Genomic DNA, 12285 nt, shown 5'->3' on the forward strand with positions numbered 1-12285 from the left:
TCACACACCTCCCGTGAGGGTCAGGCCGCCGTCGAGGGTGAGGATCTGCCCGGTCACCCACGACGCTTCGTCGGACAGCAGGTACGCCGCCGCGCCGCCGATGTCCTCTGGCACGCCGAGCCGCTTGAGCGGGTAGCTCGCGGAAACGCCCTCTTCGTCCTCCGCGTAGAGCGCCGTGGCGAACTTCGTCTTCACCACGGCCGGAGCGACCGCGTTCACCCGCACGTCGGGCGCCAGTTCCACGCCGAGCTGCTGGGTCAGCAGCGACAGCATCGCCTTCGTGCCGCCGTAGTAGCCGATGCCCGGCGAGGGCCGTTGCCCGGCGACGGAGGAGACGTTGAGGATCGATCCCCCGTGCTGCTGCATCCACCCCCGGTACACCTGCTGCGTCCAGGACAGCGCGGCGAGCACGTTGACCTCGAAGGTCTTGCGGGCGACCGAGTGGTCCACGTCGATCACCGGGCCGTAGGCGGGGTTGATGCCGGTGTTGTTGACCAGCATGTGCACGCCGCCGAAGTCCTTCACGGCGCGGTCGACGACCTCGGCCTGGTGCTCGACGTCGTCGGCCTTGCCCGCCACGCCGATGGCGTGCTCGGAGCCGCCGAGCGACTCGACGGCCTCCTCCAGCGGTTCCGGCTTGCGGGCGGTGATCACGACCTTCGCGCCCTCGGACACCAGCCTGGCGGCGATGCCGAGGCCGATCCCGCGGCTGGCGCCGGTCAGGACGGCGACCCGTCCGTCGAAACGCTTGCTCATGCGCTGCTACTCCCACTCGAAAGACCGACCAGTCGGTACGGCCCAGTCAACGGCGTCGAGCGGTGCCGCGTCAACCCTCCCGGACCGGCGCGCCGGACACGCCCGGCCCAGCTGCTCCGACCGGAGCAACACCCGAGCGGACCACTCGCAGCGCACCGCCGTCACCCCACGCACCTGGCGGCGCCGCGCAACGCGGCGCCGCCGGAGCTGATCCACTGCGCACTCGCCAGCGACGACGAAGATCATCCCGCCGCGCGGAGGCGGTCCGCGGCCGGTCACCTGGTCGAACCGGCAGGTGTCCTCCGTCAGCCGGACGGACGCGGCACGCTGTGCGACGGGAATGCTACGTCCAGTGATTCCTCACGCTGGCGCGCACGTTTGCGCACACTTTTGGCCCAGGACGCGCTACGCTGGGGACATGACAGTCGCGCTGGAGACCGTGCTGGCCCGGGCAGGACTGCGGGTCACCGCCACCGAGTTCCTCTCCCTCGTCGAGGACGCCGCCAAGCGCCTCACGACGCCGCAGGTCGACCCGTCCGCGCACTTCACCCCCGCCGAGCGCCAGGCCCTCGGCGAAAGCGGCCTGGACCTGTCCCCGCTGGGGACCGGCGAGGTGGACCCGCGCGCCCGGACCGTAGCCGAGCAGGCCGTGCTGCGCGATACCGCGCTTTCGGTGAGCCAGGCCGCGGACCGCATCAGCGTGGACTCCAGCCGCATCCGCCACCGCATCGGTGACGGGCGGCTGATCGGCTGGAAGGACCGCGGCGGCTGGCGGTTGCCCGCGTGGCAGTTCAGCGACGACGACGTGCTGCCCGGCCTGGAAACGGTGCTGGCATCGATGCCGCAGGACCAGCCCGCACTGGTGCTCGCGAAGTTCATGACCACGGCGCAGGACGACCTGGAACTCGGCGACCGCCCGGTCAGCCCGCGCGACTGGCTGCTGGCCGGTGGCGGCGCGCGCCGGGTGGCCGACCTGGCTTCGGCGATCGGCACCCCCGCTTAACGGCCGTCGTCGGCGAACGGTTGGGTGATTCGGCAACCGCAGCGGTTCCCCGAGCGTCTGCCACTACACCGGCTCGCTGCGCCGCGGCGCGTAGCCCACCGCAGTGCGACGACGCGCTGCACGGCCCGCCAGCTGTGCAGCCGACACGGCGCGCAGGCGTGCGGGTTCCGCTGGACGAACACCACGCGGAGCACTTCTGCAACACTCGGAGAGGACGTTCACGAGAGCTTTTGTTCTTTGCCTTGTCAGCGGCAAAGCCGCTGAGGTTCCGCTACCGGCACCGCCACGCAAATCCAGCCCGGACAAATCCCTCAAGCCGCCGAAGTGACCAGGACATCCGTTGGCACGACTTCCCCAGCCGCCGGCACCGGCGGTGCTGCAGGCGATGCTGCGGCGCACCGAGGACGTGATCGCGGTTCCCGCGGGAACCCGGCTCTCGCGCGTGTTCACCTCCGGCGGCAACCACCCGCAGCAGTGGGACAGCTTCCGCTACGCGGGCCCGCTGCCGCACGCCCGATTCGACCCGCACCTGCCGAACACCCAAGGCGGGCCGACGGTGACCCGGGAGCACGGGGTCCTCTACTTCTCGCTGTCGGTGCGGACCTGCGTGGCAGAGGTGTTCCAAGCGACCTCGACGGTCGATCGGCGCACCCGCAAGCCGCACCTGGTGCTCTGCAGGCCGCGGCGCACGCTGCGGCTGCTGGACCTCGGCGGGCTGTGGCCGACCCGCGCCGGAGCGTCGCAGGCCATCAGCAACGGCCCGAAGGAGCGCACGCAGGCGTGGGCGCGCAGCATCCGCGCGGCGTACCCGGAGCTGGACGGGCTTTGGTACCGCTCGGCGATGGACGCGGGGAACCCGTCGCTGTGCCTGTGGGATCCGCCGTCGGCGACCGCGCTGCCGGATTCGCCGGACGTGCTGCTGCCGCTGGACCACCCGGGCCTGGACGTCCCGCTGGGGCGGGTCTGCAAGGAGTTGAACTACACGCTGCTGGACTGAGTCGCGAAAAGGGCGCGCGACCGGCAGCCGCGCGCCCTTTCCGGTGCCTCCGGATGCGCCGCCCGCTAATCACCGGGCACGGCGCAGGAATTTTACGAGGAGCTTTCCGGCTGGTGCGCCTTCTGCTCTTCTTCGTCCTTCCGGGATTTCGCGAGGCTCGCGACGGTGGTGATCACCAGCACCACCACGATCACGCCGAGCGACATCCAGTTGTTGATCTCCAGCCAGGTCGGCACCAGGTGGTACTCGTGGAATGCGTGCAGCACCAGCTTGATGCCGATGAACCCGAGGATCACCGAAAGCCCCACGTTCAGGTAGACCAGCCGGTCCACCAGCCCGCCGAGCAGGAAGTACAGCTGCCGCAACCCCATCAGCGCGAAGGCGTTCGCGGTGAACACCAGGAACGGGTCCTGCGTGATGCCGAAGATGGCCGGGATGGAGTCGACCGCGAACAGCAGGTCGGCGCTGCCGATCGCGACGATCACCACGAACATCGGCGTCAGGTAGCGCTTGCCGTCGATCTTGATGATCGATTTGGTCTCGTGGTAGTCCTCGGTGACCGGGAAGACCTTGCGCACCCAGCGCACCACGATGTTCTCTTTGTACTCCTCGTCCTCGTCCTTGTTCCGGATCATGCCGAACGCGGTCCAGATCAGGAAACCGCCGAAGATGAAGAACACCCACACGAACTGCTGGATCAGCGCCGCGCCGACGGCGATGAACGCACCGCGCATGACCAGCGCGAGCAGAATGCCGATCAGCAGCACCCGGTGCTGGTGGATGGTGGGTACCGCGAAGCTGGACATGATCACCATGAAGATGAACAGGTTGTCCACGCTCAGCGAGTACTCCGTTATGTAGCCGGTGAAGTACTCGATCGCGAAGTGCGCATCACCGAAGATCCACACGCCGATGCCGAAGGCGATCGCGCACGCGATGTAGAACACCACCCAGCGGGCCGCTTCACCGGTGGTCACCTCGTGCGGTTTGCGGTCCACGATGACCAGGTCGAGCAGCAGCAGCAATGCCAGCCCGCCTAGCGTGGCCGCCCACACCCACCAATGCGCGTGCAGCGTGTCCGCTGCTTGGGCCTGGGGTGCGGCCGCCATCAGCTGGACACCCATGGATCACCTCCGGTTCAGGGCATGCGCCGGGACCGGAGGTCTCTTCCACCGGCGAACCGGCCGACGGCACCGGGCCCCTCCCGGCGACGCGCCGGGAGAACGTGACCGTGATGACGATGCCGCCGCGAAGGAATACTCCCCTCCACAACGTTGCCAAGATTGTCACTTATGCGCGGTCCCGACCACCAGTCGGGGTGATGATCGGCACGAGTGCACGCGGAACGTTACGACTGCAGATTCTCCACCGGCAACTTCCTGGTCATCGGCTCACTCGAAGTGGGCGCAGCGACGTCGCGCTGTGACCAATCACATTCGATCGAACCAGCGTTGAACCGACCATCGGGGGATGGACTCGGCGCGTCGCGTCGCTACGATCACCGCGCCCGCCCCAGGCCCACGTGGCGGGACCGCACTCGGGGATGCGGCCGTGCACCGACGACTCGACGACCGTGAAGGTGGCGGCGCGGCAGGCGGCCGATTGCTGTTCGGTTGCTGCTTCATAGCGTCTTCGCCTTCACCCGCTCCAGGATGAAACCGTTGCCGCCTCGTTCCCCTAATGTCCGGACCGTGTCCCCGACCTCCCGCCGCAATGGCCTGCTGCTGCTCGTGGTTCTCGTCGTCGTGGCATTGGCCGCGAGCGTCGCGCTGTGGCCGGGCCGGACCGCCGCACCAGCGCTGCCGCAACCGCGGCAAGTGCTGATCGACGTGGCCGACGGGCCGGGCGGGCAGCAGCGCGCCCAGCTCGACGCCACGCTCTACGCGCCCGCCGACACACCGGCCCCGGCGGTGGTGCTCGCGCACGGCATCGGCGGGGACAAGAACACTTCCGCCGCGCAGGCCCGCGAGCTGGCTCGCCGCGGGTTCGCGGTGCTCACGTACTCGGCGCGAGGGTTCGGCGCCAGCACGGGCCGCATCGCGCTGAACTCGCCGGAATACGAAGTCACCGACGCGCGCCAGATCGTGGACTGGCTCGCGCGCCAGCCCGAGGTGCTGCGCGACGCCGACGGCGATCCCCGGGTGGGCGTCACGGGCGATTCCTACGGCGGGGCGTTGAGCCTGCTGCTGGCGGGCACGGATCCGCGGGTGGACTCGATCGCTCCGGTGATGACCTACAACGACCTCGGTCAGGCGCTGCTGCCGAACGCCGCGTCGCGCGCCCCGATTCCCGCGGACAGCCCGGCGCGCAGCGCTGCCTCCCCGCAGGGCGTGTTCAAGCGGGCCTGGGCGGAGCTGCTGTTCTCCGCCGGCGCCACCCGGCAAGGCGCCGACTCCGGTGGTTCCGCCGGGCCGAGCCAGGCCAGAGCCACCCCCACACCGCCCGCGACCTGCGGAAACTTCCAGGTGGACGTGTGCGCGGCCTACACCGAGCTCGCCCGCACCGGCCGCGCTTCGCAGCGCACGCTCGACCTGCTGGCCGCGGCATCGCCGAAGTCCACCGGGCCGATCCGGGTGCCGACGCTGCTGGTCCAGGGCGAGCGCGACACCCTGTTCGGCCTGGACCAGGCGGAGGCGAACGCGCGGCAGATCACCGAGGCGGGCGGCCTGGTCAAGCTCGTGTGGTTCGCCGGTGGCCACGACGGCGACCCGCCGGGACCTCGGGTGCACGCCAAGGTGGCGGACTGGTTCGCGTTCCACCTCGGGCTGCCCGGCCCGCAGCGCGACCCGGGCAGCGGGTTCGAGTACGACGTTCCCGGGACGCCGCGGCGCGACGGCGAGATTCCGGTGCGCACGGTCGCGGCGCCCGCCTATCCCGGGCTGGCCGCCGAGCGCACTCCGCGCTTTTCGCTGCCGCTGCGCGGTGCGGCGGCGACGGTGGTGAACCCACCCGGTGGCTCGCCCGGTTCCACGAGTTCGCTGCCTGCGGCCGGAGCCGCTCAGCACGGCGACGAGTCCGCCGCGCGCGATCTGCCCGGCCAGGTCGCGGCGTTCCGCACCGATCCGGCCTCGTCCCGGACGTTGATCTCCGGTGCCGCGCAGACCCGGTTGTCGGTGTCCTCGGTGCCCGGCCAGCCCGCGACGGGCGACGCCGTGCTGTTCGCGAAGCTCTACGACATCGATCCGGCGGGCAGGCGCGACCTGCTGGGCGACTCGGCCGCGCCGATGCACGTGACCGGGCTTTCCCCCGATGGCAAGCCTTCCGAGGTGAACGTTTCGCTGCCCGGTGTAGTGCACTCGCTGGAGCCGGGCCACCGCCTGGAACTGGCGGTGACCACGACCGATCAGGCGTACGCGACGCCGGTGGAGCCTTCCGTGCATCGGGTTGCCCTGGCCGGGAACAACGCCGTGTCGGTGCCTTCGGTGCGCGGGACGACCGTGTCCGCGGCGACTTTCCCGTTCGCGCCGCTCGCAGGCGCCGGAGCCGTCGTGCTGCTGGCGTTGCTGGCCTGGGGCGCGTCCCGGCTGCGCGGCCGGGCGCAGGCTCCGGACGAAGCGCTGGCCGAGGTGCCGTTGCAGATCAGCGAGCTGCACAAGACTTATCCGCACCGGATCACCGCGCTGTCCGGATTGTCGCTGCAGGTGCAGCGCGGCCAGGTCGTCGGGCTGCTCGGGCCGAACGGAGCGGGCAAGACGACGACGCTGCGCACGCTGCTCGGCCTGTTGCGGCCGGATTCCGGCTCGGTGCGGGTCTTCGGCCATCCCGTGCGCCCCGGCGCGCCGGTGCTGTCCCGGGTGGGTTCGCTGGTGGAGTCGCCCGGGTTCCTGCCGCACCTGTCCGGGTTGGAGAACCTGAAGAACCACTGGGCCGCCACCGGCCGCCCCGCGCTGCAGGCCCGCTTCGACGAGGTGCTGCAGATGACCGGGTTGGACGAGCACGCCGACCGCCGCACGGCGACGCTGAGCCGGGGCATGCGGCAGCGGCTGGCCATCGCGCAGGCCATGCTCGGGCTGCCGGACCTGCTGGTGCTGGACGAACCGTTGAACGGGCTGGATCCGCCGCAGATCCACCGGCTGCGCGAGATCCTCCGCCGCTACGCCGAGACCGGCCGCAGCGTGCTGATCTCCAGCCACCTGCTGTCCGAGATCGAGCAGACCTGCACGCACGTGGTCGTCCTGCACCGCGGTGAGGTGGTCACCGCGGGCGCGGTGGACGACGTCGTCGCGCTCGACGGGCAGGCGACCTTCCGGGTCGACGATCCGGAGCAGGCCGCCGAGTCGCTGCGCCGGCTGGAGGGACTCGGCGCGGTGGAGGTCGACGGCGATCTGCTGCACGCCGACCTGGCCGGGCAGCCCCGGTCGGTGGCGGTGAACGTGCTGGTGGCTTCGGGAGTGGCGATCAGCCAGGTCGGCCCGCGTCGCCGGCTGGAAGACGCCTTCCTGGACCTGGTCGGAGAGGAGCGACGCTGATGACGCAGGAACCGGCCACCCGGCAGGAGCGGGCCACCCAGCAGGAGCCGTCGCAGCACGCAGCGGAAACCGACGCGGCGTTGCTACCGGTCAGCGGCCTGGACGCGACCCAGCCGGACGGCAGCGTGCGCGGCTACCGCGCGTCCCGGACGTTGCCGGTCCGGGTGGAGCTGGCCAGGCAGCTCAAGCGCAGGCGCACCCGGTTCGCGCTGGGTTTCCTGGCGTTGCTGCCGTTGCTGCTGCTGGCCGCGTTCGAGATCGGCGACGCCGGTTCCGCCCGCCGCGCCTCCGGTGAACTGGTGGATCTGGCCACCGGCAGCGGGCTGAACTTCGCGATGTACGCGCTGTACTCCTCGGCCCCGTTCTTGCTGGTGGTGATCGTCGCGCTGTTCTTCGGCGACACCGTCGCCAGCGAAGCTTCCTGGAGGAGCCTGAAGTACCTGCTGGCCGCGCCGGTGCCGCGGGCCCGCCTGCTGCGGCAGAAGGCGCTGGTCGCGGCGTTGCTGTCGCTGTGCGGGCTGGTGCTGCTGCCCGCGATCGCGCTGGCGGTCGGGGTGTTCTGGTACGGCCCGGGAGACCTGGTGAGTCCTTCGGGCAGCGTGGTGCCGTTCCCGCTGGGCGCGCTCGACCTGGTGCTGGCGGTGGCGTTCCTGGCCGTGCACCTGAGCTGGGTCGCCGGTCTGGCGCTGTGCCTGAGCGTGCGCACCGACGCGCCGCTGGGCGCGGTCGGCGGCGCTGTGGTGCTGTCCATCCTGTCGCAGATCCTCGACCAGATCTCCGCGCTCGGCGGCCTGCGCGCGTACTTGCCGACGCACTACGCGACGTCGTGGACGGGACTGCTGGGCGAGGGTCCGGAATGGGCCGGTGTGGTCCACGGCGCGTGCTCGGGCGTGATCTACGCGGCGGTGTTCACCGCGCTGGCGCTGTGGCACTTCCACCACAAGGACGTCACCAGCTGACGCGTTCGGCGGCCCGCCGCCGGGCCCTGCGCGAGACGAGTTCGAACACGGGCGCATAAGCTGCTCCGCGATGGAGGTCTTCCACCTGCGCTACTTCGCGGCCGTCGCGGAGAACCTGAGCTTCTCCCGGGCGGCCCGCGAACTGCACATGGCGGTGTCGCCGTTGAGCCGCCGGGTGCGGGACCTCGAGCGCGAGCTCGACGTGCGCCTGTTCGAGCGGGATTCGCACAACGTTGCGCTGACCCCGGCCGGATCGGCGTTGCTCCCGCTGGCGCGCGAGGCGTTGGCGCGGTTCGACGAGATTCCGCGGCGGCTGCGCCAGGAGCTGGGCGCGCAGCCCGCCGTGGTGCACATCGGCATCGCTCCCGCCTTGAACGAGCGGCTGCGGAACCTGCTCAAGGAGTTCGAAGCCGCCCAGCGGTTCGAGGTGCGCCGCTGGCCGGGCGGCAGCCTGGACCTGGCCGGTCAGGTGCGCCGCCAGGAACTGGAGCTGGCGCTGGTGCACCTGCCGGTGCACGTGGCGGACGTGCAGGTCCGGGAGGTCATGCGGGAACCGGTGGGCGCGGTGCTGCCCGCCGCGGAGTTCGCGGGGCGCAGCTCGGTGTCGCTGGCCGAGTTGGCCGACCACGTCTTCGTGCGCCCGGGTTCGGGCATGAACCCCACGTACTTCGAGCAGCTCGAGGTGCGGATGGCCGCTGCCGGGGTGCACCGCTGGACGACGTTGAACTCGCTGGACTACTCGGGCACCGCGGAGTTCGTGGCCAGCGGCGGCGCGTTCGCGGTCACCATCCTCGGCAGCGGCGAGTCCTTGAGCGGCCCGCGCCGGGACGACGTGGTGGCGCTGCCGTTCGCCGATTTCGAACCGGCGCTGTCCACCGGGCTGATCTACCGCTGCGACCGGGCCGCACCCGGCGGTGACCTGCACGAACTGCTCACCGAAGCGATCGCGGCGCTGGGCTGACGCGCGCCCGGCGGTGTGCTGCCGGACGGCCCCGGGTATTTCGAGGTGGCGGGCGTCCACGAACACCGGGCGGTGCAGCGGAAATCCGCGACCGCCGAGCTACCCGCTGAAATACCGCGTCCCGCTGGACCGCTGCGGTCACGCCGTCGTTCTCCGATCGGGCGCACCGATCGATTGCCGCTGCGCGCGACCCGCTCCTAATGTCGTTAGTGAAGCAAACGAAATCACCTCGTCCGGGAGTGCCCTGCATGAACGCCCCTGCCACCACCGCGACCTCGGGCCGGGAGGGCCCGCTGGCCGGGGTGCGCGTCATCGACATGTCCACTGTGGTCATGGGGCCGTACGCGGCCCAGATCCTCGGCGACCTCGGTGCCGACGTCATCAAGATCGAGTCACCGAAGGACACCGTGCGCAACAGCACGCAATACCGGAACACACCGGGCATGACACCGCTGCACCTCAACGTGAACCGGAACAAGCGCAGCGTGTCGCTGAACCTCAAGGACGAGGCCGGCCACGATCAAGCGCTGCGGCTCATCAGCGGCGCCGACATCCTGATCACGAACATGCGGATCGGTGCGCTGCGCCGCCTCGGGATGGACTACGACAGCCTCGCGGCCGAGCACCCGCACCTGATCTACGCGCACGCGCAGGGATTCCGCCCCGATTCCGAACGCGCCGACCTCGCCGCCTACGACGAGACCGTGCAGGCCGCCTCCGGCTTGCTCGACCTGGCCGAGCGCGCCGGGGACATCGGCTCGCCCGCGGTGCTGCCGAGCATCTTCGGCGACAAGGTCGCCGCGCTGACCATCGCCTACAGCACGCTGGCCGCGCTGCACCACCAGCGCGCCACCGGGCAGGGGCAGCTCGTCGAGGTCCCGATGACCGACACGCTGCTGGCGTTCAACATGGTCGAGCACTTGCAGGGAGCGGTGTTCGAGCCGCCGATGAGCGGCACCGGTTTCCCGCTGTCGATGAACAAGGGGCACCGGGCGCGGCCCACCAAGGACGGCCAGGTCATGATCATGCCGTACACCCCGCAGAACTGCCGGGACCTCTTCCGCGCCGGTGGCCACCCGGAACTGGCCGAGGATCCGCGGGTCAACGGCGAGGTGCTGGACGCCCGCGCGCACGGCGCGGCGATCGCCGAGCTGATCGAGTCGGTCACGCCGAACCTGACCACCGACGAGTGGATCGAGGTGTGCACCAAGAACAGCATCCCGGTCGGCCCGGTGCTCAAGCTGGACGAAGCCGCCGAGGACCCCTACGTCCGGCAAGGACACCTGCTGGACCTCGGTGAGCACCCCAGCGAGGGCTCCTACCGCGTCGTCGGGGTGCCGATGAACTTCTCCGCGACGCCCGCCTCGGTGCGCGAGCACGCGCCGATTCCCGGCCAGCACACCGACGAAGTCCTCGACGAGCTGGGCCAGGGAGGTCAGCGGTGAAGCGTGACGAAGTTCTGCGCAGCTTCACCACCCCGCTCGGCGCCCCTGCGTACGCACCCACCGCGGCCCGGTTCACCGACCGCGAGTACCTCAACGTCGTGTACCGGACCGACCCGGACGCGCTGCGGGCGGTGGTGCCGGAGCCGCTGGAGTTCGACGAGCCGCTGGTGCGCTTCGAGATCATGAAGATGGGCGAGGTGACCTCGTTCGGCCCGTACGTCGAGTCCGGGCAGGCGATCCCGGTGCGGCACGGCTCCGAGCACGGCGAGTACCTGCACGCCATGTACCTGAACAACTTCCCCGCCACCGCCGCGGGACGGGAGCTCAGCGCCTACCCGAAGGTGATGGGTTCGCCTGCGCTGTTCGCCGACCACGCCGCTCTGGTGGGCACGTTGGACTACGGCTCGCAACGGGTGGCGACCGCGACGATGGGCTACAAGCACCACGCGCTGGACCTGGATGCGGCGAAGGCGCAGATCACGGTGCCCACGTTCATGCTCAAGCTGGTCCCCGGCTACGACGCCGCGCCGCGGATCGCCGAGCTGGTGCGCACCCAGATCACCGACATCGTGGTCAAGGAGGCCTACACCGGCCCGGCTCGGCTGCAGCTGTTCGAGCACGCGCTGGCGCCGCTGGCGGATCTGCCGGTGCGCGAGGTCGTTTCGGCCAGCCACATCGTCACCGATCTCACCCTGGGTCCGGCGCGCCCGGTCCACGATTACCTCGCCGAATGAGGGAAGAAATGCCGAACGATCCACAATGGACGAACGTGGCGGTGGTCGGGGCAGGCACCATCGGCCTGTCGTGGGCCGCCTTGTTCGCCGCGCACGGCCACAACGTGCGGATCACCGACCCGCGCGAAGATCTGGAGCAGGTGGTGGCCGAGGCGATTCCGTCGCTGTCGGCCGGAATCCCGGACTCCGACCCGGAAGACCTGCGCAACCGAGTCCGCACCGTGCACGACCTCGCCGAGGCCGTCACCGACGCGGACCTGGTGCAGGAGAACGGACCGGAGCGACTCGAGTCCAAACAGGACCTTTTCGCCGAAATCGCCCGGCTGGCACCGGATGAAGCGGTGCTGGCCTCGTCCAGCTCCGGCATCGTCGCCTCCGAGATCGCCGCGAAACTGTCCGAACAGGACGCTGCCCGCGTGTTGATCGCGCACCCCTTCAACCCGCCGCACGTGGTGCCGCTGGTGGAGATCGTGCCGGGCCAGCGCACCGCGGAGCCGGTGATCACCCGGGCGATCGAGTTCTACCGCACGCTCGGGAAGACCCCGGTGCGCGAGCACAAGGAGGTCTCCGGTTTCGTCGCCAACCGGTTGCAGAGCGCGCTGATGCAGGAGGCGATCTCGCTGGTGCTGGACGGCGTGGTCAGCGCCGACGAGCTGGACACCGTGATGAAGTCCTCGCTCGGCGGCCGCTACGCGACCGTCGGCCCGTTCGAGAGCTTCCACCTCGGCGGCGGCCCCGGCGGCATCCGGCACATGATGCAGCACCTCGGCCACGGCATGGCCCGGCGCTGGGGCGATCTCGGCCACCCGGCGCTGACCTCCGGCGCGATCGAGGAGATCGCCGGGCAGACCGAGTCCGCCTACGGCTCCGGCCCGGAGGCGTACCGGGCGCGTTCCCAGCGGCGCGACCGCAAGCACCTGGCGCTGCGCGCAGCGCTGCACGACGAATCTGCGAGGTAACA

The 12285-nt window shown here is 70.6% G+C and carries 10 protein-coding genes; 8 read left to right on the forward strand and 2 right to left on the reverse strand.

The annotated features are described in order from the left end of the window. A complete protein-coding gene (locus V1457_RS29320; protein ID WP_338598406.1) occupies nt 1-756 on the reverse strand; it encodes an SDR family oxidoreductase in 756 nt (251 codons plus the stop codon). A gap of 418 nt (nt 757-1174) precedes the next feature. Here V1457_RS29320 and V1457_RS29325 point away from each other — a divergent pair, with 418 nt between their 5' ends. Beyond that, nucleotides 1175-1759: a DNA-binding protein gene (locus tag V1457_RS29325; RefSeq protein WP_200072031.1), complete on the forward strand. Its 585-nt coding sequence runs from the start codon at nt 1175-1177 to the stop codon at nt 1757-1759. Nucleotides 1760-2099: 340 nt separating this feature from the next. Continuing rightward, nucleotides 2100-2756 carry an RES family NAD+ phosphorylase gene (locus V1457_RS29330; protein ID WP_200072030.1) on the forward strand — a complete coding sequence of 219 codons (657 nt, stop codon included), beginning with the start codon at nt 2100-2102 and terminating at the stop codon, nt 2754-2756. 92 nt (nt 2757-2848) lie between these two features. Here V1457_RS29330 and V1457_RS29335 read toward each other — a convergent pair whose 3' ends face one another. Continuing rightward, nucleotides 2849-3865 (reverse strand): TerC family protein, encoded by a 1017-nt coding sequence (locus tag V1457_RS29335; protein ID WP_233628029.1) that lies wholly within the window; start codon nt 3863-3865, stop codon nt 2849-2851. 543 nt (nt 3866-4408) lie between these two features. On the opposite strand from V1457_RS29335, the gene V1457_RS29340 reads away from it, so the two are divergent. From V1457_RS29340 to V1457_RS29365, 6 genes are all read left to right on the forward strand, one after another. Beyond that, the gene (locus V1457_RS29340) at nt 4409-7225 is read left to right on the forward strand and encodes an alpha/beta fold hydrolase (protein WP_407074733.1); all 2817 of its coding nucleotides are present in this window, start codon (nt 4409-4411) and stop codon (nt 7223-7225) included. Beyond that, entirely contained in the window at nt 7225-8184 is a 960-nt protein-coding gene (locus tag V1457_RS29345; protein ID WP_295150741.1) for an ABC transporter permease, read from the forward strand. The genes V1457_RS29340 and V1457_RS29345 overlap by 1 nt, the downstream gene beginning before the upstream one ends. Nucleotides 8185-8254: 70 nt before the next feature. Beyond that, on the forward strand, nt 8255-9145 hold the full coding sequence (locus V1457_RS29350) for a LysR family transcriptional regulator (protein ID WP_295150744.1): 891 nt from the start codon (nt 8255-8257) through the stop codon (nt 9143-9145). A gap of 248 nt (nt 9146-9393) precedes the next feature. Further along, a complete protein-coding gene (locus V1457_RS29355; RefSeq protein WP_200072025.1) occupies nt 9394-10590 on the forward strand; it encodes a CaiB/BaiF CoA-transferase family protein in 1197 nt (398 codons plus the stop codon). After that, complete coding sequence (locus V1457_RS29360; protein ID WP_295150749.1) at nt 10587-11324, forward strand: acetoacetate decarboxylase; 738 nt, start codon at nt 10587-10589, stop codon at nt 11322-11324. Before V1457_RS29355 ends, V1457_RS29360 begins: the two co-directional genes overlap by 4 nt. 8 nt (nt 11325-11332) lie before the next feature. After that, complete coding sequence (locus V1457_RS29365; protein WP_338598414.1) at nt 11333-12283, forward strand: 3-hydroxyacyl-CoA dehydrogenase NAD-binding domain-containing protein; 951 nt, start codon at nt 11333-11335, stop codon at nt 12281-12283. Nucleotides 12284-12285 lie beyond the last annotated feature (2 nt).

Origin of the sequence: Saccharopolyspora sp. SCSIO 74807 (assembly GCF_037023755.1) — a bacterium.
Classification (GTDB): domain Bacteria; phylum Actinomycetota; class Actinomycetes; order Mycobacteriales; family Pseudonocardiaceae; genus Saccharopolyspora_C; species Saccharopolyspora_C galaxeae.